Here is a 22408-nt window from a genome sequence, read left to right as displayed (position 1 = left end):
GTTAATTGTTGAAATCTGGTAATCGCGCTATCATATCAGTTTACCATTCATACTTTTAAATAATTAACCTTTACGCAAAGCCATTTTTGATGGCAAAAACAGCCAGTCCAACCCGCGTTTTAAGTTCGAGTTTTTCGCATAACTGATCGCGATAGCTTTCAACAGTACGTGGGCTACAGAACATTTTATCGGCTATTTCCTTATAATTAAGCTCGGTAACGGTGTATTTTAAAAACTCTTTCTCCCGATCTGAAATTTTGATCTCAACATCTTTGGTTTTATTTAGGCTGGAGAAAATGATTTTTGATGCCCAGTCAGGATAAAAAAATCCATTGATATTCAACTTTGTAAGCGCGTTTTCGAGCTCTACCGGATGTGCATTTTTTAAAAGATAGCCTTTAGCACCGTTGCTAACCATTTTAATCACACTTTTTTCTTCGCCCTGCATACTCAGGGCCATTACTTTTACTTCCGGATGGTGTGCAGTTACCCAGGTTACAGTTTCAAAACCATCCATAATGGGCATACTAATATCCAAAAGCAAAATATCGGGGATTTTATTGCTGTTTTCGAAGTTTTTAATCAGCTCTTTTCCGTTCTCACAAACATACATCACCTCAAAGGCTGCAAAATTATCTATAATGCCCTGAAGCGCTTTTGCAATCAGGATATGATCATCAACAATAACTATAGTTTTTTTCATGCCGGGCCATTTAAAATAATAGTAAGTGTAGTGCCTAAATCGGGTTTGCTTTCTAAATTAAATTGTCCACCGATAATTTCGGCTCTTTTTTTCATGTTTTTTAATCCTATACCATCAGAAGAGACTTTAGTATAATCAAATCCTACTCCATCATCCTGTATTTTTAACGCTAAAAAAACTTCAGGAAAAGAGTTTAGCTGGATTTTGATATTGCTACAATGCGCATGCTTTAAGCTGTTTTGGAGAAATTCTTGTGTTATCCTTAACAATACATTCTTTTTCACAAACTCCAGATGTATACTTTCGCAATTGTATTGAAAGGTTACCTTACATTTTTTCAAAGCATTGAGGTTGTTTACTTCTTCCTGTATTAAAGTTACAATTTCATTTTCACTTATATTATCGTTCGTTAAGTTTTTCGACAAACTCCTTAAGTCTTGCAAGGATGAATTAATGATCTGGTAAATCTGCTCAATTCTTTTACTTGCCTGAGGCACTTTGTTTTCGTGCACCAGTTGTTGAGTATAAAGACTCACCAATGTTAATTTTTGCCCGATATTATCGTGTAATTCGCGGCCGATCTGCTGCATGGTGGCCTGTTGTATTTCTAACTGGGTAGTTAAAAGTTCCTTCTGGTGTATTTCGTTGGTGATTTTGATTTCATTCAGATATTCCCTTTTCCGTTCTTTATATTTTTTAATATAAACCATAATGGCCACTACAAAGAGCACGAAAAACAGGTTAAAAAGGATAATGGTAATTAAGAGTTCTGTTTTCCCCATATGAATGAAATTGAGAATAATACATACATTACAATATTAGAAATCAAAAAATAATCAAAATAAATGTTCCAAATTTGAGTATAAGCCCTCAAAAGAGAATAAAATGTTAAAAAAGGAAGGGTGCCAATATAGAATAAGGTGACACCTAAATTAATATAGAACATTCTATTTTTATTAAAATTAATGATATCTGAAGATGTAATTTGTTTATAATATTCCATTACAACCAAAACCATTAAAATAAGGCATCCAAAAGTATAGTTAAATGAAAATATTATTCTTCTTTCTTTAAAGTAAAGTGCGCTGAATATAAATGAGAATACATACAACGCAGTAATGGTCCAAAATAACATTTTATTATTAAAGGATTTTGCACCATATAACCAGTAAAAAAATATAAACTGGAAGGGGATAATGATATAATTATAATATTTTGTTTTTGAAAAATTAATATACTGTCCTCCCCATTTCCCAATAACTTCACTGATAAAAATAATGATCAGATAATAGATAAAATATCTCCAATATTGCTCCTTTAATCGTTTAAAGTAGCATAGCGCTATCAGTGCAGCCCCTCCTTCAATCCAGAGAAAACTGTCACTTAGAAATTGTTGAGAATCGCTCATCAAAATAATGCATTAATAGTTCTGCATAGCTGAATCAGCAGGAGGAATAAGCTGCCCGTGATTTTGAGCCATTACCTCACGCGATTGAGTATCACTACTATCCGAACTCATGGCCATTAAGGTAATTGGTTGCTCTTTTTCTCTTTCTTTTAGTGGGAAAGTAGACCGATCTAAAGGATTGAAGTCATAGTCCCGGTAACTTCCATCACTGATCTTTTTCTTTAAAGTAGGGATCATCACAAGTGTATGTTTTTGAGCATAATTTTTTCCTATCGATTTTTCAGCTTCAAAACCATTCCATTCGTTCTCCTTTGGATAAGCAGCATAGTAGAAACGGATACCCAATGCACCATCAACAATCCGCGGGTCTACTTTTTTGCTCAAAAATTCGATATCAGCAATGAATTTTTTTAGGGTTTTTAAACCGAAAGAAACAGAATGCGAATCGTTTATTCCCAATGCTTTATTAATTGCTGCTAAATGGTTATTCCGGTAACCATCTACCATTTGTTGAATTATAGCCGGATCCATGGTATTTGGATGTCCCCGCCTTTCGTTTGTTTTCATAAGATCGATTAATTTTAGTAACAGATAACATGCTAGTGCTCCGCATAAAAATACGATAGCATAGCTAGGTAGATGTTGCATTTCCATAATTTTTGAGTTTTAATTAAAGTTAACTTTTATTCCCAAATGTGATAAAACTTTTATAGATAACAGATGGGGTTTTCCCCATATTTTATTGTTGTTTTTACCGCTTTTTATTTTGTTGCTTTTACGATTGATTTATAGGGGTTTACCTAAGGTTTTCTAGCGCCAAATGTTTCAACTTTGGTTTAGTGTTTAACAACAAAAACACCAATTGGAATAAGCCGAAAATCCTAAATAGAGTAGGCAAAACTTAAAAACTTAAACCATGTCAAAAACCTTGAAAAAAGAAGAAAAAGTAGAATACACAGGAAGATACCTGGTACTTCTACCAGAAGGATCCAACACCTCCGATTCTATTAACCAGATCAATTCTATTAGCGGATTGAACTTAAAAAGCTCTTTAGAATTTGAAAACGAGTTTTTCACAGATAAAGACCTCGCTAAAACAGATGGCATTATACTAGACAAGCTGGGAATCGCTATCGTAAACGAAAAACCAAAAATTGAAAATTCAATCAGCAGTTTAGGCGAAAGTGAAATGATTGTAGAAAAGGAAAGAGTAGTTTATGCTATTGGAATGCTGGATGAAAGTACCCAAAATTATGTAGAGGGTTACAGAGATGCGGTAAACCAAATGACCAATGTATTGGTTGGAAGCGAAACAGAAGATTACAATTATGAAGAGCAAGAATCGGAAGTAGAATCTGTTGGCGCTACCTGGGGATTAAAAGCAACCAATGTTGTACCAACCAGCTTTTTAAGATACAACCCTTACAATGGTGCAGGCATTAAAGTTGCCATATTGGATACAGGATTTGATTTCCATCATCCTGATTTTGCTGGCCGTCCTGTTGTTCATCAAAGTTTTATTAGCGGAGAAAGCACACAGGATGGACATGGCCACGGTACACACTGTACGGGTACTGCCTGTGGTCCTTCTAGCTCGCCATCCGCAACAGAAAGATACGGTATTGCTTATGCCGCCAGTATTTATATCGGAAAAGTTTTAAGCAATGGTGGTTCTGGTGGAGATGGAGGCATTCTTGCCGGCATTAACTGGGCAATTGCCAACCGTTGTGATGTGGTAAGCATGTCGTTAAGGGGCTTTGTAACCGGCGCAGGTTATTCTGCTGTTTTTGAAACCGCTGCCGCCCGTGCTTTAGCACAAGGTACTTTAATTATTGCTGCTGCAGGAAACGATTCGGCAAGGCCAGGCACTGTAAGACAGGTAATGCACCCTGCAAATTGCCCATCAATAATGGCTGTGGGTGCTGTAGATGTAAATATGAACGTAGCTGCTTTTTCTAACGGAGGTCTTTACCCAACTTATGGAGCTGTAGATATTGCTGCTCCAGGCGTTAACGTATATTCTTCTACAAAGCTGCCTACCAAGTATGCAAGCTGGAACGGAACCAGTATGGCTACCCCACATGTTGCCGGTATTGCCGCACTATGGGCGCAGGCATCGGGTCTGAGAGGAATTAATTTGTGGAGAAAATTAACCTCAACTGCAAAAACGTTACCTTTACCTGGCAGAGATGTAGGTGCAGGACTAGTACAAGCGCCTACAAAAACAAGATTGATAAAATACCCAATTGATAGATTCCCAATTGATAAATTCCCGATTTTAGTTAATCCGAAATTCCCTATCGATCCAATTGGCCCAATTAAAAAAATTATAAGATGAAAACAAAATGGTTAATATCTGTAAAGGATGGAACTATAAACCAAGTAGTTAACGAGTTAAGCAAAATAGGTATCAAAGATACAGAAGCTTTAGATTCAATTGGTGTAATCGTAATTGTTCCGGGCAATCATAAAATTGCAGATATCAAAAAAATTGATGGCGTACTAAGTGTTGAGGAGGAAAGGGACATCAGCATTTAAGCCAACAAAAACCTAATCACTTACTTAATTTTAAAAATCGGTGTGACATTTAGTTGCACCGATTTTTTGCGCCCTATATTTAAACATAATAGTTTCACATTTCCAGCCACCTAAACCTGATCCGATAGCTCCTATGTTTAATTTAGTAACATAAAGTGAAAAGGATTGAGAGTAGACCGATGGCTAAATAACTCACGAAGTATATTGACCGATAGATACTACCTCTTTCCTTTTTATCTCTTAGAGTTTGAACAGAATGTAAGGAATTATGCATGTCATAATATCCAGGATATCCAACCAGGAGAAAAAACGAAGGGAGATTCATCACTTTATAATTAAACTTAAAATGATGAAAAAAGTATTAAAGGAAGTATTGGGTGTAGATGTTGCACAAAAGGAACTGGTAGTTACCGTTGGGAGAATGTTCGATGATTTGAGTATTGATCTTTATGCCCATAAAGTTTTCAAGAACAATGAGGCTGGTTTTATGGCTTTACTGGATTGGATAAAAAAACTTGCAAGCAATGAGCTTAAAGTTCGTTTTGTAATGGAAGCTACCGGTATCTATCATCAAAAATTTGCCTTTTACCTATATGATCACGGCCGTGAAGTAACTATCGTTCTACCAAATAAAATCAGCAATTACATTCGGACACTTGAAAACAAAACCATAACAGATAAAAGCTGTTCTGAGGCGATCGCACAGTTTGGTCTGGAAAGAAATCTTGATCAATGGCACAGGCCTAAGAAAATCTTTCATATGCTTCAACAACTTACAAGAGAGCGTGATCAGGTTGTAAGTGAACGGGTTATTGTAAAGAACCAGGTCCATGCCGAGAAGTCTGAAGTGGAGCCGAATGAACGCAGCCTGCAACGACTTAATGAAAGGATTCTTCTGTTGAATAAGCAAGAAAAAGAAATAAAAGCCGATCTGGGGATGATTGTTAATGGTGATGCTAATCTAAACACAGAAATAAAACGCATTTGTAGTATAACAGGCATTGGGAAACTTACCGCAATCATTGTTTTGGCTGAAACAAATGGGTTTGAGCTGGTCAGAAACAAAAAGCAACTTACAAGTTATGCCGGTTTGGACGTAAAAGAAAAACAATCGGGAACATCTGTAAAAGGAAAGCCAAAAATATCCAAGAAAGGAAATAGGCATCTTAGAAAGGCAATGTATCTACCTGCCTTGGTAGCCGTTAAGCATGATAAAAACTTTGGAGAAATCTATCTTAGAATAGTTTCAAGACATGGAATTAAAATGAAAGCACTCGTAGCAGTTCAAAGAAAGCTATTAGAAATGGTATATGTGATTTATAAAAGCAAACAGGAATATCAAAAAGAATACTCCGTTTTAAAAGAAAGTAGCGCACTAAACCTAAAGGATCAGCACGCTACACTGGCTAGTTCTTGACTGCCTATGAAACAAAAATAAAATATTTTATTTGGAAATTAACACAGAATCTATCGGATGCAGCGAGTACGGGTGTAACGGAGTAAAGCGGAATGCAGGAGCTCCGAAACCGACTAGCACAACTATTGCTTTCCTAATTATTTTGAACCATATAAGAGATTTAAGGGCATAGGCTTACTGGTAAGATACCTTTCGTCTGTTTCCGACCACCTAAGACACCTTATAATACCTAAGTTAAGTGCCGAAATTCTAAAATCTGCAGTTACTTTACCATTGATCAAAAACCTTCAGCCTTATACCTTTAAACCCTCCACCTTTTTATTATCTTTGCTGCATTATGGCTCAAAAGAATAACGACGAACAGTTTAAAAATGTAATATCACACGCCAAAGAATACGGTTTTGTATTCCAGAGCAGCGAAATATATGATGGCTTAAGCGCCGTTTACGATTACGGCCAATTGGGTGCCGAGTTAAAAAACAACATTAAAACCTACTGGTGGAAAGCCATGGTACAAATGCATGAAAACATTGTAGGGATTGATTCTGCAATTTTTATGCACCCTAAGGTTTGGAAAGCCAGCGGACACGTTGATGGTTTTAACGACCCAATGATCGATAACAAGGATTCAAAAAAACGTTACCGTGCCGATCAGTTATTAGAGAATAAAATTGATGAGCTATATTCGGAACTGGCCAATTTCAGCACAGAAAACAAAGCAAAATTCGAGGCATTTCAACAAGAAATATTAGGTTTAAGTGATGAAGGCCAGGCGAGCTGGGTGCCAACATTTAAAGATGAGGAAACGATTTTAGATCACAGTAAATATCCTTTTGTTGAAGAAGCGAGCTGGAGATTTGTTAAAAAGGGTTTAACACTTGAGGTAGAAATGAACCTTGCGCTTAAATCTGAAAATTTAGCACAGCTGAAAGATTTAATCGTTGATTATAAGGTAATCTGCCCGATTTCTAAAACTTCCAATTGGACTGATGTGCGCCAGTTTAACCTGATGTTTAGCACACAATTTGGCGCAATGGCTGAAGGAAGCGATGAGGTTTATCTTCGTCCGGAAACAGCACAGGGCATTTTCGTAAACTTTTTAAATGTTCAAAAATCAGGAAGGATGAAAATTCCTTTCGGTATTGCGCAGATTGGTAAGGCTTTCAGAAATGAAGTAATTGCCCGCCAGTTTATTATGCGTATGCGCGAATTTGAGCAAATGGAAATGCAATTTTTTGTGCGCCCCGGTGAAGACAAAAAATGGTTCGAATACTGGAAAGAAGCACGTTTGAAATGGCATAAAGCTTTAGGTACTTCGCCTGAAAAATACCGTTACCATGACCACGTAAAATTAGCACACTATGCCAATGCGGCTACTGATATTGAATTCGAATTCCCATTCGGATTTAAAGAGGTTGAAGGGATCCATAGCCGTACCGATTTCGATTTAACACAACACCAGGAATATTCTGGCAAGAAAATGCAATATTTCGATAACGATTTAAATGAAGAAGGTAAACCTTATGGCAACTACGTTCCTTATGTTATCGAAACTTCTATCGGTTTAGACCGTATGTTCTTGTTAACTATGATTAATGCTTTTGAAGAGCAGGATTTAAGCACCGATGATAAACAGGATAGCCGTACATTATTGCGTTTACATCCAGCTTTAGCGCCGTACAAAGTGGCTGTTTTCCCATTGACCAAAAAAGATGGTTTACCTGAAAAGGCCCGTGAGATCATGGATACTTTGAAATTTGATTTTAACTGTATTTATGAAGAGAAAGATGCTATCGGTAAACGTTACCGCCGCCAGGATGCTGTTGGTACACCTTTCTGTATCACCGTTGATCACCAGAGTTTAGAAGACAACACGGTTACCATCCGCCACCGCGACAGTATGGAGCAAGAGCGTGTAGCCATTGCCGATTTAGGAAACATTATCAGCTCGGCAGTAAGTTGGAAAACTTTGTTGGCATAAAAAAGCATCGTTCTTTAAGAAATCAGATATGATTCAAAATCGTTGGAATAGCGATTAAAGATCATAAAATCTTCATTTAGAGGGATGTGGAAAGTATTTGAGAAAACCTGCCTTTGTAGATCTCTCCATTTCACTACGCTTCAGTCGAGATGACGACCGTTTTATCAAGTCGCAGGTTTAACCCTGCGACTTTTTTGTGTACAAAAAATGAATTTAGCCGAGCATTACCGTAAACTTTATAATGAATCAATTGCAAAGATATCTGCCGGAAATTATGAAACAGATCATTTAATTGATTCGGATACCGATCAGCGTTTTGGAATCACACTGGTAATCAGACCAGATGCTGCAGCGAAAGGTAGAATCCAGCAGTTTTTAAGTGAAGCAAAAGCAATTGAGCCAGATCAATATTATTATCAGAATGCTGACATACACATTACCCTGATGTCTATCATTTCCTGCTATGAAGGCTTTGATTTAAAGGATATCAGTATTCAGAATTACATTCAGCTCATCCAAGAGGTTTTAGCCAGACATAAGCGTTTCAAGATTCAGTTTAAAGGACTTACGGCATCGCCATCCTGCATTTTAATTCAAGGCTTTTTAACCGATACCTTAAACGAAATCAGAGATGATTTGCGGGCAGACTTTAAAAATTCAGATTTGCAACAAAGTATCGATAAGCGTTACGCCATCCAAACCGCTCATTCTACGGTGATCCGTTTCAGGTCTGAACTCGAAAACAAAAATGCCTTGGTTCAGCTTATCGAAAAATATAGGGATTTTGATTTTGGCACTTTTGAGGTGAAGGAAGTAGAATTGGTTTATAACGATTGGTACCAGCGGGAAAGATTTGTAGAAAAATTGCATCAGTTTTGTTTATCTTAGCATATTAATTAATCCAAACAAATTAACGCTCGTGAAATTACCTTTCAAATTATCGCTATTGGCAGTAGTATGCCTTTTAATAACGTCATCTTGTAAAAAAGAAATAGATTACCATCAGGAATGGGATTTATCTACCATGAGCGCTAAAGTTGATGGCGTTTTATTGCAATGTACATTAGCTACCGCCCAGGTTTATGATGTCGGCGGAAAAATAAGTGCACAAATTTCGGGTTTTAAAGGCACCACAGCATTTACCTTGGTGATCAGCGATTTTAAAGGCGTTGGAACTTATGCCTTATCCGACTACAATTTGGCAACTTATCTCACAGGCACATCCTTCTTTCAGGACACTTACATAGGCAGTACATCTGGAACAATAAAGATAACCAGTTATTTAGCAGATAAATACATTAAGGGTACTTTTGAGTTTAAAGGAGAAAATCAATCAACTGCAACAAGCAAAACCATTAGCGATGGGCAGTTTATGATCAGCTTAGTACCAGCTAAAATCCCCGAATCTAATAACAGCACAAACAATTTAAATGCAAAGGTAGACGGTATACCAACTGGCTTTACTGGTGAAGCAGCATCCATAACCTCCCCTCTTGGCAAATTATTAACGATTACTACTGTAAATGGCGATAAACGTCTAATCATTTCAATTGTTGGCTATAACGGTGTTGGAACTTATGATATTGCAAAAGATGGAACCGGAGTTTACATGAAAGATCAAGGCCAAACAGGTTCGTTTTATGCAGAAACTGGAACTCTAATAATTACCAGCGAAGCCGGCAATAAATTAAAAGGAACATTTTTCTTTAGTGGCCCCAATCAGAACGGCACTATAAAAACATCAGTAAATATTACAGATGGCACTTTTGATTTGCCTTTTAGTAAATTATAACAATTAAATTTTAAAATAAGCCGTTGGTCTAAAAATCAGCGGTTTTTTCATTTAATAATTGTTTGGTCACAAATAGCTTTCAGATTTTATATTCATTTATCAGGATGTTATATTTGTTTAAATAGCAATCGCTTTAATATGAAAATTCCGCAGAAGTTTTTTGCCCGTCAACACGAAATCGCAGCCGATTTTTTGAAAGAGCTGGACAAACATTTAGACGATGTAGTATCGGGCAGGGCAACTGAAATGTTCGAAGTAAGAGATTTTGCCGAGCTTATCCACGTTCACCCTACACACTTAAGCAATACCATTAAATCGGCGACAGGCCACTCACCTTGTTATTTCTTTGAAGAACGTTTAATGGAAATTTCGAAATCGATGTTACAGAATGTAAGTATGCCTATTGCCGAAATTGCAAGGACACTAACTTACGATCCATCTAACTTTACCAAGTTTTTTAAACACTTCTCTGGCCAAACACCCAAACAGTACAGAGAAGCTTATTTCCAGTCTTTGGCCACAAATAAGGAAATTGTCACCATATAAAACTTAAACAGTCACCATTTTTACTTAAGCTGTCACCATTTTTATAGCTGGTTTCCATCTAACTTTGTTTAACAAATTAAAAGAAAATGGAAACACAAAATAAAATTGCGCTAATAACCGGTGGCAGCCGCGGATTAGGAAAAAATGCTGCTTTAAAAATTGCGGCAAAAGGACTTGGTGTAATTGTTACTTATCAATCTAAAAAGGAAGAAGCAGAAGCTACTGTTAACGAAATAAAACAGCTGGGGGTACAGGCTGCCGCGGTACAGTTAAATGTAGCCGACACCAAAACTTTCGATGCTTTTTTCGTAGAAGTTAAAGCTGTACTGAAATCTGTTTTTAATGCCGAAAAATTCGATTTTTTAGTGAATAATGCAGGAATCGGCATTCATGCATCTTTTGCCGAAACGACCGAAGAACAATTTGATACTTTGGTAAACGTCCATTATAAAGGAGCTTTCTTTTTAACCCAAAAGGCTTTAACATTATTAAATGATGGCAGTGGGATTATTAATCTTTCTACTGGTTTGGCACGTTTTGCTACCCCAGGCTACGCAGCTTATGCATCGATGAAAGGTGCTATGGAAACCTTAACAAGGTATGAGGCCAAAGAACTAGGTGCAAGAGGAATCAGAGTTAATATTATTGCCCCTGGTGCTATTGAAACTGATTTCGGAGGTGGTGTAGTGCGCGATAACGAGCAAATAAATGCAGGAATCGCTTCGAATACAGCCTTAGGCCGCGTAGGTTTGCCAGATGATATTGGTGGCGTGGTGGCTTTTTTATGTACTGAAGATGCCAGGTGGATTAATGCGCAGCGCATTGAAGCATCAGGCGGTATGTTTTTATAAGCTTCAAATTAGTTAACCACCAAGGCACAAAGAACACTAAGGAAAATTAAAAACTTAGGAAGCTTCGTGCCTTTGATAGATTCCTATAGAAAGCTCGTCATCTCGACTGGAGTGCAACGGAATGGAGAGATCTTTGAACCAAATTATTAAAATAAAATTTAAAAATTTTGCTTTGCAGAGCCTTCGGGTTCTCCACTACGGTCGAAATGACGAGCTTTCAAGACCTATCATTTCCTTAAAATCCCGTATCATTGATATTTAAAAATAGATTAACCCTCAACATAAGATTAAAAAGTTCCATACCAGTTATGTCGATCAATCCTTGTAATTTCGGACGTGCCAATCCGGTTCAGAAATCGTTTAGCACTAATCAGGGTTTTGCTTTCACGTTCATCAAAGTTAGCTGCATCTGGTTTTAAACTGTTAATCCTAACCATTCCAGCTGATTGAATAAACTCGCCATCGCCCATATAAATAGCAGTATGTGTTATTCTTCCTACAGATATTCCTTTCAATTTTGCCGCAGCAAAAAACAATAAATCGCCAGCTTTTAAATTTTTAAGGCACTTAGTGAGGTTAATCGAATCTCCTTCTAAAACAGGTATGTCTTCACCAACCAAAGCTTGTTGCGAGGCATCTCTCGGAATAATGATTCCATTCAGGAAATAGCTTGTTTTGGTAAAACCACTACAATCTACCCCTTTGATAGATGTACCTCCCCAAAGATAGGGCACACCAATTAATGTTTTTGCAGTTGTCAAAATAGCTTCCGCATTTGGATTAGGCTTTTTCAACCAATTCGAAAACAATTGTGCATCAGTTTTTTTTATATAGCCTGTTCGCTTATCAGGAAAAGTTACTCGATAATAAGCTTTTTCTTCGCCCGTTAATACTAAGATATTTCCATTTACTAAATCGGAAACACGTGAAGAGTTCATATCTGCTTTGCTAAAAGCATGACCAAAATCGGAAGTGAAAATAATCCTTTTTGATTTTTTCCATTCCTCAAAGGCCGTTTTATCCATTACACTTACAGCGGTAGCATCAGTCCATGACAGGTAACCATCGGGTGTACGTACCAAATAATAGCCGCCTTGTTTCTTTAATACTTGCACAGGTGTGCCCAAAATCATCTGCGTCATCATTTCTGCTGCATTTTGAGGAGCTGCTCTATTGTTACAGACCGAAAGATTGGCTAATCCATATTCCATTCCTGACAGTTTGTTTGAAGGAAGGAGTGTATTTATTTTAACGACACCTTTAAAATCTTTGCTTTGGTTATTTAGCGCCTCGAGCACTTGCGCCGAGGTACTTTCTGCAAAAACAGTATCTCCTTTAAACTGAATATTAAAATAAACAGACCGTTTATCTGGGGCAAATTCTTTCTTTATCTGATTCGAAACCGTTCTAATTGCTGCCGTATCAACCTGCGCCTTTAAGGAAACTGCAAAATTTAATAAGCAGCCTAATATTAATATTCTTTTCATCATCGTTTTCTAAAACTAAAATTACGAATATTCATGTTGCGTTATCAGGTAAAGGCTGTAACTAATTGCTTACGCGATATTATTTTTAAACAGCCGAGAAATAAAAAAAATTAAAAGACGTTATCATGAAAATCATCCTATGTATAAAATACTTCTACCTACCCTATTATTCTTGATTTTTTCCGGCCAGGTTAATGCTCAAAAGTGGACTGATGCCGAATTCCGCAAAGCCAATACCGCAGCGAATGCCTCTTATTTAAGCAACGAAGAAAAAAATATTGTGATGTATATAAACCTGATCCGCATAGATGGCGAAAAGTTTTATTATACCTTTTTAGAAGACTACATCAATAATTATAATGCTAAAGTGCGGAAGTACAGAAATTACAATGAACTCAGGATTACCAAAAATAATTCTTACTACACTTCTTTGCTTAAACATTTGCGTGGCGTAAAAAACCTGCAGATGTTTTATCCTGATGATAAATTAACTTCATTAAGCCGGAACCATGCACAGGATTTAAACAGGAATAATCTAGATACACATGAAAGCAGTAACGGAGATAAATTTTCTAAACGGTTATCCAGATATTTCCCTAACAAGGCCATGAGCGAAAATATCGATTTTGGTTACTCCAACAGTTTAGATATTGTTTGCCACCTGTTGTTAGATTGTGGCGTGCCTTCTCTTGGCCACCGCTTTAATTTACTCGATCAAAAATACAAGCTCAATACCGTTGGCGTAAGCATACAGCCACACCCCTCTTATACCTGGTGCGCAGTAATTGATTTTGTGGCACAACCTGCTTCTTATGCTAATAATCAGTAAATCGATAAATTATCTCATTACCGTAGCAATAAAAATTTAATTGTAAATTGCGCCCAGTAATAACGGTTGCATAACAAATCGCATATTTCAAGGCCACCACATCCTGCTGAACTCGTTTCAGCATCTTTATCGCAGGAAAGATCCTGAAATAAATTCAGGATGACGACCGCTTATGCAATTTGGTGTGGCCCAATAATAACAACGAACAGTTTTAAGTAATGCGCACAGTAATTTTAGCCGTAATAGATTTTTTTTACCCTCCTTTTAAAAAATTTATTTCCTTACATAATTTCAGATATCTGGCCACTGGTGGCGGCACTTTGCTGTTAGGGATTTTAAGTTATTATTTTGCTTACTTTTTCATTTTTAAAACCGAAGAAGTAGATTTTGGGGTAATTGTACTTCAGAGAGAAACCGCATCGCTATTGGTCGATTATGCCGTTGCTATTCCAACCAGTTTTTTGCTTAATAAGTATGTGATATTTACCCATAGCGAATTAAAAGGGAGGGTTCAGCTTTTTAGGTTTTTAAACCTTCAATTCATTAACATACTGGCCAACTATGTTTTATTGAAGTTTTTGCTGGAACTTTTAAGAGATTATCCAACTTTGGCAATGCTTTCGAGAATACTGGTTTCGGTTTTAATGGCACTTTTCAGTTACCTCTATCAACATTACTTTACGTTTAGTGTTAAAAAAATCGGGGGTAAAAAGGAGGAGAAAAATCCTTAATTCAATTTAACGACATAAGTGTTTTTGCCACGGAAACACGGAAGGCACGGAATTAATTATGGCAGATGGCAAAAAAACTAAGTTCATCAGTCAAGGCCTAAGTAACTAAACGGGATGGAAGCGGTATCCTTTTGCTGTCAGCCTGAGCGGAGTCGAATGGCAGCAAAAGATATAGCGCACAGCCCGGCCGAAGCTCGCCGATGAAATACAACAGCACCTTTTCTAATGATTAAGCCATCATTTTACCCGCCTAAAACCTTTATTACTTTCGCCTGTTAATTTATCCAACCACTTTCTTGATAAGATAAAAACAACATCCTAACTTAGCTGCCGACCAACTTATTTTCAGATTAACCATGAGCCATTTTAATGATTTTAATAATGCGCAGGTAGCAAAATTGCCCAATCATTTAAAGCAATTTATTGTTGCCCAGAATTACGAAAAATACACACCCATTGATCAAGCGGTGTGGCGTTACGTAATGCGACAGAATTATAGCTATCTTAAAAATGTTGCTTACTATCCTTACATAAAAGGCTTACAACGAGCGGGTTTAAGTATCGAACACATTCCCGACCTTCAAACAATGAACGATAACCTGGGCAAGATTGGTTGGGGCGCCGTAACTGTTGATGGCTTTATTCCGCCAGCTGCTTTTATGGAATATCAGGCCTACCGTGTACTCGTTATTGCTGCCGACATCCGCCAGATTAATCACATTGAATATACACCTGCACCAGATATAATACACGAAAGTGCCGGCCACGCACCTATTATTGCCGATACGGATTACAATAATTACTTAAGTTATTTTGGCTCAATTGGTGCAAAAGCCATGTTTTCGGCAAAGGATTTTGAACTTTACGAGGCTATTAGGAAACTATCGATTCTGAAGGAAGCTGTAGATGCAGACGAGGTTCAGATTGCCAAGGCAGAGAAAGAGCTGCGCTACATCAGCGAAAACATGGGCGAACCTTCTGAAATGGCTTTACTTGGTCGCTTGCACTGGTGGACGGTTGAGTATGGACTGATTGGTACTTTAGAAAACCCAAAAATTTATGGTGCCGGTTTACTTTCTTCTATCGGTGAAAGTGCAACCTGTATGCAAAATAATGTGGAAAAAATTTGGTACAACATCGATACGATTAACTACGCTTACGATATTACCAAGCCACAACCGCAGCTTTTTGTAACCGAAACATTCCAAAATCTGATTGATGTTTTGGAAACCTTTGCCAATACCATGGCCTTTAGAAAAGGTGGCACAGAAAGCATTATGAAAGCAATTTCCTGTAAAAATGTAGCCACAGCAGTTTATAGTTCGGGCTTACAGGTAAGTGGTGTATTTACCGACATTGGTGTGGGTACAAAAGATGAGGTAACGTTTATTAAAACAACCGGTGCTTCGGCATTGGCTTTTAACGGAAAACAATTGAGCGGCCATGGGAAAGATTACCACGCTGATGGTTTTTCATCGCCCGTTGGCCGGTTAAAAGATGCTGCAAAAGCACTGGAAGATTGTAGCACTGCTGAATTACAGGCTTTAGGAATAATTACAGGTAAAAAAACTGAACTTGTATTTGAAAGCGGCATTAAAGTAATTGGTGTGGTTAAGGACATTATTACGGAAAGCAACAAACTCCTTTTAATTGCCTTTAAAGACTGTACCGTTACAGAGCGCAATGGAAATATCTTGTTTAAACCCGAATGGGGCATTTATGATATGGCCATAGGCGAAACCATTGTTTCAGTTTTTAATGGGGCTGCCGATAAAGACGCTTATGAAGAGATTACGTTAATTAGCAACGAGAAAACGCATCAGATTGCTTATGATGATAAAACCTTAAAACTGCACGGTTTATACCAAACAGTTAGAGAGATTAGGGAAAGTGGCGAAGGTTTGGATAAGCTTGCCGAAATTTTTGCACAACTAAAATCGAACCATAGGCAGGATTGGCTTTGTGCATTGGAAATTCTGGAGATTATCTACCACAAAAAGATTTATCATCAGTTAGAAAAGGAAATTCAGGTTTATCTGGAAATAAAAGCTGGCAGGGAGCTTGATCATACGAAATTGATCAGCGATGGCTTACATGTAATTAAAAACCCGGTGAGCCAGCTGATTACAGAGGATTGATTTATCTCTTTAATTTCATTAACTTTACGTTATGACAACCATCACAGTACAAGTAGATAACGAACAAAATGCTGCGCTTCTCGAAAAGATGCTTAAGGCATTATCTTTTGTAGAAGATGTTGATATAAAAAACCATCAGCCAAATATGGTGGAAGAGCCAAAAGGATCGTATCAGAAATTAAAAAAGGCAATTGATAATACTGAAGGCAATATTATGTTTAAAGATATTAAAGATCCGTCTAAATGGCAAAGTGATTTAAGAGATGAGTGGGAAATTAACTGATAGGTTGCAATTATGAAGGGGTTAAAAGCTGGTCGTCACCCTGAATTTATTTCAGGGTCTTAATGCAAAATAGATGCTGAAATAAATTTACTTCGTAGCTTTCCGCTTCAGGTCAGCATGACGAACTTATCGTTCAAATATCTTAAATTAATTATTAATTCTAATCATCCTTATTTATAACGAGGACGACTGATAACCACATTTGCAACATAATGTGTAAATCAAGTGATGTAATCGCTATGCTCTAATCCTTGCAAACATGGTTCTAGTTGACTCACTCTTTTTTTCCTAACTTTGATTTCATCAGGTTCGAACATTTAAACCTTTTAACTTTACAACAATTTTTAACTTTTTTTAATGAACATTATAATTACAGGTGCAAGTAGTGGAATCGGTTTCGAAACGGCTTTAGAGTTTAGCTTACAGAAAGAGAACAAAATTGTAGCCATTGCCCGATCGGCAGATAAACTACGTAAACTCTTAGAAATTGCTAAAGGCATTAATCCCGACTGTACACTTTTACCAGTAGAATTCGACATTGTAAATGATGATTACGCTGCATTAGTTCCATTTTTAAAGGAACGATTAGGATCTGTTGACATCTTAATTAACAATGCAGGGGCCTTAATTAATAAACCCTTCTTAGAAACTACTGAAATTGATCTGGGTGAAATGTTACAGAGCAATGTAATCTCACACTTCAGGATGATTCAGCATATTTTGCCTTTAATGCAAAGCGGAAGCCACATTGTAAATATCGGTAGCATGGGTGGTTTTCAAGGGAGCGTTAAATTCCCAGGACTTTCGGCTTACTCGGCAAGTAAAGCAGCGCTGCACACCTTAACTGAATGTTTGGCGTTCGAATTGGCTGAAACAGGAATCAAGATCAATTGCCTTGCATTAGGATCGGCACAAACGGAAATGCTAGAAGCTGCTTTCCCTGGTTACCAAAGCCCGGTTATGGCCTTCGAAATGGGGAAATATGTTACCGATTTTGCTAAAACCGGACATAAATTCTTTAATGGAAAGATTTTACCTGTTGCGGTTACCACGCCATAATATCCATATTATTTAGTAATTTACGTGCTAAATCGAAAAACTAAAAAACCTATGGAAACAAACTCACCTTTTAAAACAGCCGATAATGGAAAAAGTGCCGCAATAGTAAGCTATTTTTGGTTTATTGGATGGTTAATTGCTCATTTCGCCATGTATAAAGATAATCAAACGGAATTGAGCAGATATCATTTAAAACAAACGCTTCTGTTCCATCTGGCATCAACCGTTTTGAGCTGGGGTTTAAGCTTATTTTTAATCCCTTTAATTTTTGCTACCGGCTTTTTAGATGCTGTTTATATACTCCGGATTGTTCAAATTGGATTATTCGTATTGTGGATTATCGGATTAATTGCTGCAATCCAGGGAGAAAAAAAACCTATTCCATTAATTGGTGAAAGAGCACAATCCATGTTCCCAAGTATTTAATAGAAAACAAATATTTTAATCAGAAGTCCAGGCATATTGTTTGGACTTTTTTATTTGCACTCATTTTCAACATTTTAATCGACTTTGGATATTTTTTATATCTTTGGTTCCTACATATGAAGAAAATAATAGTCCCGATTGCGTTTTTCATTTTGTCTGCCACGGCAGGAAAAGCCCAAACCATCATACCTGCACAGTACCAGGAGTTAGTTAAAAAGCTAGTTGCCAGCCTCCCTAAAGAGGATAAATTATCAAACAATTCGTCGGCTAAGCAATCTGAAAGTTTAATCGATTTTGCCAAAAGCATGTTAGGTATCCCTTATCGTTATGCAACAAGCAATCCTAAAGTTGGTTTCGATTGCTCTGGTTTTGTAAGTTATGTATTCAGCAATTTTGGTTTTAAGGTCCCACGTTCTTCACGCGAGTTTAGCTATGCGGGTAAAGAAACCAGCCTGGAAAACGCAAAAGTAGGCGATGTATTGATTTTTACAGGCAGTAATTCAAGAATAAGAAGAATCGGTCATGTTGGGATTGTTTATTCTATTGATGAAAACGGGATCAAGTTTATCCATGCCTCTTCGGGTAAAGTGCATCAGGTAACCATTACGGATTTTGATGGCCATTATAAGGCCCGTTTCATGAAAATTGTAAGTATTATATAACTTACTTTTTATATTTCCACATTCTTGTTTTACCTTCTGCGAGCCACTCTAGTGTGGTATCCAGTCGTTTTTGTTTAGTTGCCTCTGTTTTTGCTTCCTCAAGCCACATTACATACTCCTTTTTATTGGATAGACTAAAATTCTGAAATACAGCTAAGGCCTTAGGATCATCTTTTAATGCTTCGATAAAATATTCGGGTATAATCAGTTCTTTTTGGGCTGTAGATTTCGGTTTCGCAGGCAATTTTACATCATCCTCATTTAATTTAATTGCCTGCTGTATGTAGGCAATCAGGATCTCATCTGAGGGTAAATCTTCCAAAGATGTTATTTTCCCTAACAAACCCATTGCTTCAGACCGTTCTTTAAAAATGCCGTACTCGTCTTGCATTAACGATCCCTTCCAAAAACCAAAGGCACAATGGTGTTTAAAGGATGCCATATGGCAAACCGTACCTTTAAAATCAAAAAACGGCATACTCCACTTCATTTTCTCTTCAATCCGCGCATCTGCTTTATGAACCAGATTTCTTAAATGATCTAAAATGGGAATGGCAAATTCTGCCGAATTAATGATATACTGATCTACCTGAACAATTGTATGCATAGCTTAAAAATTACCTTAATAAATTTAAAGTAAAACTACCTTTAAAGCAAGCTCTACCGCTCCGTTATGAAGAAACTTTTTTGCCAGTTCGTGCAGCTCTCTTTCGCGGTTGGTTACATCGCCTATAGTAGCATCGAGCACTTCTTTTACTTCTGGATGGGTATTGACCAGGTCGATTTCTTCGTCGCTTGGTAAATGTTCAACGTTTCCTAACATGCCCAAATCATTTCCCGATAATACTTTAGAAAAACGGACAGAATGCGGTAAACGGTCTACGCCTATACCCAATTTAGCCAAGGGTTTAGCTACTTTAAATAAATTGTCGTTGGTAACCCTACAGTACCAATCGCCACCTAAACGGGCTACAAGATCGATTTTATGCTGATCAATCCGACCATTTTCATCTAAAATAGCTTCATTAATATGGATTACTTTTATTTCAGCCAGCACGAGGTTTCCTGCACCATGATGATTACCTAATGAAATCACCTCATTTACAACACATTCAAACTGCACTGGTGCTTCGGCAACTCTTGGTGGCTGAACCAGCTCAGATTTCAACATGGTAAATCCCGCTTTCTCAAATTCGTTTACGCCTTTGGCATATTCTGTACTGGCCAAACTCATTTGCTGTACCATATCGTAATTTACAATATTGATGACACATTCTTTAACCTGCAGTACATTTTCCAAGCTATGTTTGGTGGTATTATCACGCACCCTCCTTGATGGGGAAAAAATACAGATCGGAGGATTTGTACTAAACATATTAAAGAAACTGAAGGGGCTTAAATTAATATTCCCTTCGGCATCAATAGTTGAGGCAAAGCAGATGGGTCGCGGAGCGATAGCATATTGCAAATAATTTTGCAGTTCTACGGGAGTTAAATCTTCGGTTTTAAGTGATACCAAAACTTTAAATGATTAAATTTTATAATTATGTTTTTGGAAAACAAATGCAGTGGTTAGTGGGAAACAGCAGTCCTGCTATACGCTATATTCCCGATGAAAAATCGGGAGATAACGCTACCATCAGGTTTAGTTAACAAGGTTAGCCTAAGTAATTTAAACCAAAATCCCTTTTGATGATATTGTTTCTTTGGGTTTTTCGCAACGGTCGTCATGCTGAACTTGTTTTACAAGTAGAAGTAGCATTTTCAATTGTCTTGTAGCTACTACGTGGTCAGTATCTAATCAGATAGATCCTGAACTGAATCCGATAGCTCTCGTATCAGGATGACGACCGCCTTAATAATTTAGCACTAAATAAATTAATTTCTAAATAGGTACAATCAGTTTAAAGAACCTTTTTATTTCTTCAATGCCAAAATCGAAAAATCGGTATCTGCTTTAGTAATCGTATTGGTTAAAGCACCAAGGCCTGTTATTTCCATTTCCACAACATCACCTGGCTGTAACCACTGTACTTTATAATTTGGATCGTTAAGCAAACCAGTTCCGTTTAATTCTAAGAAACAACCTGTACCTACTGTTCCTGAACCAATTACGTCGCCTGGAAGGATATCTACACCATAAGCACAACGTTCTATAATTTCAGCAAAAGTCCAGTCCATATCAGCAGCATTTCCTTTCGAAACTTCGATGCCATTTACCCGGCAGGTCATTTTAAGATCGTATGCATTACCCACATGTCCTTCTTTAGGCGCAACTTTATATTGCAACAATTCATCAGGCGTTACCAACCATGGGCCAATCACGGTAGAAAAATCTTTTCCTTTTGCAGGGCCTAAATTCAACAACATTTCCTCCATCTGCAAGGTACGGGCACTCATATCGTTCATTACCATGTAACCGGCAATGTATTCATCAGCCTCAGCAGCTTTAATATTTCTACCTTTTTTACCAATAACAATAGCAACCTCTAATTCGAAATCCAGTTTATCAAAATGATCCGGCATACATTCAATTTCGCCAGTACCCTGAATAGCGTTGTGGTTGGTGAAATAAAAGATCGGGTACTCGTCAAACTGAGGGATCATATCAACCTTTCTGTTTCTACGCGCCGCAGCAACATGCTGCCTGAAAGCGTATCCATCACGACAACTGGTAGGATGTGGAACAGGAGCTAAAATCTCGTAAAAAATTTCTTCTTTAGCAGCTAAACTACCATCTTTTATTTGATCGTCTATCCTTTTTGCTCTTTCCATTAACACCTCGCCACCTTGCAAAAACGTACTCATATTATCTGGAAGCAATTTATCGCAACTATTTAAGTTATAAATATGCCCGTTGATAAATATACCAAGATGCTCCCTGTCTTCAGTTTTATAAGATACTAGTTTCATATATGATTTGGTTAAATACGCGGTAAAGCTAAGAAATTAGGCCATTCAAAATAAAACTTAAACATTATTATTTTAATACGGTATATTTCTGAAGGTTCGATTTAATTAAAGGAAAATCCTTTGCCTGAAGTGCTTTATAATGTTTTTTGTTGGAGAGTAAACCACCAATTAACATTCCACCCGATACGCCAACAGGTACACCCGCAGCAATAAGCACTACCGACTCGACCAATTTATCACTTTTTGCGGCCAATACAAAAAATGTTAAACCTCCGGCAATGGCCAGCGGTGCGGCTATCCCTTTACGGTGAATGTATAATGCACTGATACTATCGGCACTTAATTTTACGGTATCCTTCCGGTTTCTGATAATTGTTAAACCATCATCGGCTGCAGCGTAAAAAGAACCCCTTGTTGCTTTTCCACTTCGGTCTATAACCCTAATGGTGTACTTGGCTTTTTGTTGCGCAAAAGTGGCATAGCTCAAGGCTAAAAAAAATAAGCATGTAAAAATAAATTTCATCGGGATGATTATATAGTAAGTAATTAAAGGTAATTAAAATTTCAACTTTTAAATAAAATACTTACCTTGGTGCCATTAAAACCATGATCTTAAAAGCATTACATATTAATTTAGTAAACGA

23 protein-coding genes are annotated in these 22408 nt (G+C 37.2%); 15 read left to right on the top strand and 8 right to left on the bottom strand.

Annotation, left to right across the window (positions count from 1 at the left end; genetic code table 11):
• Nucleotides 1–70: 70 nt before the first annotated feature.
• From ACTJKN_RS04590 to ACTJKN_RS04580, 3 genes are all read right to left on the bottom strand, one after another.
• Nucleotides 71–703 (bottom strand): response regulator transcription factor, encoded by a 633-nt coding sequence (locus ACTJKN_RS04590; RefSeq protein ID WP_440823076.1) that lies wholly within the window; start codon nt 701–703, stop codon nt 71–73.
• Nucleotides 700–1485, bottom strand: a complete 786-nt coding sequence (locus tag ACTJKN_RS04585; protein ID WP_440823074.1) for a sensor histidine kinase — start codon at nt 1483–1485, stop codon at nt 700–702. The genes ACTJKN_RS04590 and ACTJKN_RS04585 overlap by 4 nt, the downstream gene beginning before the upstream one ends.
• A gap of 638 nt (nt 1486–2123) precedes the next feature.
• On the bottom strand, nt 2124–2678 hold the full coding sequence (locus tag ACTJKN_RS04580; RefSeq protein ID WP_440823073.1) for a hypothetical protein: 555 nt from the start codon (nt 2676–2678) through the stop codon (nt 2124–2126).
• Between the two features lie 349 nt (nt 2679–3027).
• On the opposite strand from ACTJKN_RS04580, the gene ACTJKN_RS04575 reads away from it, so the two are divergent.
• The 8 genes from ACTJKN_RS04575 (at nt 3028) to ACTJKN_RS04540 (ending at nt 11236) form a co-directional block, all read left to right on the top strand.
• Nucleotides 3028–4449: a S8 family peptidase gene (locus ACTJKN_RS04575; RefSeq protein ID WP_440823071.1), complete on the top strand. Its 1422-nt coding sequence runs from the start codon at nt 3028–3030 to the stop codon at nt 4447–4449.
• Nucleotides 4446–4649, top strand: a complete 204-nt coding sequence (locus tag ACTJKN_RS04570; RefSeq protein ID WP_440823069.1) for a hypothetical protein — start codon at nt 4446–4448, stop codon at nt 4647–4649. The genes ACTJKN_RS04575 and ACTJKN_RS04570 overlap by 4 nt, the downstream gene beginning before the upstream one ends.
• A 349-nt stretch (nt 4650–4998) precedes the next feature.
• On the top strand, nt 4999–6066 hold the full coding sequence (locus tag ACTJKN_RS04565; RefSeq protein WP_440823067.1) for an IS110 family transposase: 1068 nt from the start codon (nt 4999–5001) through the stop codon (nt 6064–6066).
• A gap of 337 nt (nt 6067–6403) precedes the next feature.
• Nucleotides 6404–8047, top strand: a complete 1644-nt coding sequence (locus tag ACTJKN_RS04560) for a glycine--tRNA ligase (protein WP_440823065.1) — start codon at nt 6404–6406, stop codon at nt 8045–8047.
• Nucleotides 8048–8254: 207 nt separating this feature from the next.
• Nucleotides 8255–8935, top strand: a complete 681-nt coding sequence (locus tag ACTJKN_RS04555; protein WP_440823063.1) for a 2'-5' RNA ligase family protein — start codon at nt 8255–8257, stop codon at nt 8933–8935.
• Between the two features lie 31 nt (nt 8936–8966).
• The gene (locus tag ACTJKN_RS04550; protein ID WP_440823062.1) at nt 8967–9839 is read left to right on the top strand and encodes a DUF6252 family protein; all 873 of its coding nucleotides are present in this window, start codon (nt 8967–8969) and stop codon (nt 9837–9839) included.
• A gap of 138 nt (nt 9840–9977) precedes the next feature.
• The gene (locus tag ACTJKN_RS04545; protein WP_131028662.1) at nt 9978–10385 is read left to right on the top strand and encodes a helix-turn-helix domain-containing protein; all 408 of its coding nucleotides are present in this window, start codon (nt 9978–9980) and stop codon (nt 10383–10385) included.
• Between the two features lie 86 nt (nt 10386–10471).
• Nucleotides 10472–11236 (top strand): SDR family oxidoreductase, encoded by a 765-nt coding sequence (locus tag ACTJKN_RS04540; RefSeq protein ID WP_440823060.1) that lies wholly within the window; start codon nt 10472–10474, stop codon nt 11234–11236.
• 287 nt (nt 11237–11523) lie between these two features.
• Here ACTJKN_RS04540 and ACTJKN_RS04535 read toward each other — a convergent pair whose 3' ends face one another.
• On the bottom strand, nt 11524–12723 hold the full coding sequence (locus tag ACTJKN_RS04535; RefSeq protein ID WP_440823058.1) for an NlpC/P60 family protein: 1200 nt from the start codon (nt 12721–12723) through the stop codon (nt 11524–11526).
• A 139-nt stretch (nt 12724–12862) separates the two neighbouring features.
• Here ACTJKN_RS04535 and ACTJKN_RS04530 point away from each other — a divergent pair, with 139 nt between their 5' ends.
• The 7 genes from ACTJKN_RS04530 (at nt 12863) to ACTJKN_RS04500 (ending at nt 18851) form a co-directional block, all read left to right on the top strand.
• Nucleotides 12863–13552, top strand: a complete 690-nt coding sequence (locus tag ACTJKN_RS04530) for a CAP domain-containing protein (protein WP_440823056.1) — start codon at nt 12863–12865, stop codon at nt 13550–13552.
• A gap of 218 nt (nt 13553–13770) precedes the next feature.
• Nucleotides 13771–14283, top strand: coding sequence for a GtrA family protein (locus ACTJKN_RS04525; protein ID WP_440823054.1), 513 nt, complete (start codon nt 13771–13773; stop codon nt 14281–14283).
• A 356-nt stretch (nt 14284–14639) separates the two neighbouring features.
• Nucleotides 14640–16421 carry an aromatic amino acid hydroxylase gene (locus ACTJKN_RS04520; RefSeq protein ID WP_440823052.1) on the top strand — a complete coding sequence of 594 codons (1782 nt, stop codon included), beginning with the start codon at nt 14640–14642 and terminating at the stop codon, nt 16419–16421.
• A gap of 31 nt (nt 16422–16452) precedes the next feature.
• On the top strand, nt 16453–16704 hold the full coding sequence (locus tag ACTJKN_RS04515) for a hypothetical protein (protein ID WP_029275411.1): 252 nt from the start codon (nt 16453–16455) through the stop codon (nt 16702–16704).
• 357 nt (nt 16705–17061) lie between these two features.
• Nucleotides 17062–17763 (top strand): SDR family oxidoreductase, encoded by a 702-nt coding sequence (locus tag ACTJKN_RS04510; RefSeq protein WP_215125811.1) that lies wholly within the window; start codon nt 17062–17064, stop codon nt 17761–17763.
• A gap of 51 nt (nt 17764–17814) precedes the next feature.
• The gene (locus tag ACTJKN_RS04505; RefSeq protein WP_440823050.1) at nt 17815–18189 is read left to right on the top strand and encodes a DUF4870 domain-containing protein; all 375 of its coding nucleotides are present in this window, start codon (nt 17815–17817) and stop codon (nt 18187–18189) included.
• A gap of 116 nt (nt 18190–18305) precedes the next feature.
• A complete protein-coding gene (locus ACTJKN_RS04500) occupies nt 18306–18851 on the top strand; it encodes a C40 family peptidase (RefSeq protein ID WP_440823049.1) in 546 nt (181 codons plus the stop codon).
• Nucleotide 18852: 1 nt separating this feature from the next.
• On the opposite strand, the gene ACTJKN_RS04495 is transcribed toward ACTJKN_RS04500, so the two are convergent.
• From ACTJKN_RS04495 to ACTJKN_RS04480, 4 genes are all read right to left on the bottom strand, one after another.
• Nucleotides 18853–19458 (bottom strand): YdeI/OmpD-associated family protein, encoded by a 606-nt coding sequence (locus tag ACTJKN_RS04495; RefSeq protein ID WP_440823047.1) that lies wholly within the window; start codon nt 19456–19458, stop codon nt 18853–18855.
• Nucleotides 19459–19482: 24 nt separating this feature from the next.
• Nucleotides 19483–20370, bottom strand: a complete 888-nt coding sequence (locus ACTJKN_RS04490) for a flavin reductase family protein (protein ID WP_440823045.1) — start codon at nt 20368–20370, stop codon at nt 19483–19485.
• A 398-nt stretch (nt 20371–20768) separates the two neighbouring features.
• Nucleotides 20769–21764: a fumarylacetoacetate hydrolase family protein gene (locus ACTJKN_RS04485; protein ID WP_108200769.1), complete on the bottom strand. Its 996-nt coding sequence runs from the start codon at nt 21762–21764 to the stop codon at nt 20769–20771.
• Between the two features lie 67 nt (nt 21765–21831).
• Nucleotides 21832–22287, bottom strand: a complete 456-nt coding sequence (locus tag ACTJKN_RS04480; RefSeq protein WP_440823043.1) for a hypothetical protein — start codon at nt 22285–22287, stop codon at nt 21832–21834.
• Between the last annotated feature and the right edge of the window lie 121 nt (nt 22288–22408).

The organism is Pedobacter sp. 22163 (assembly GCF_052045595.1).
Lineage (GTDB): Bacteria > Bacteroidota > Bacteroidia > Sphingobacteriales > Sphingobacteriaceae > Pedobacter.
The sequence above is the reverse complement of the archived record's forward strand: the minus strand, read 5'-3'. Positions and strand labels throughout refer to the sequence as shown.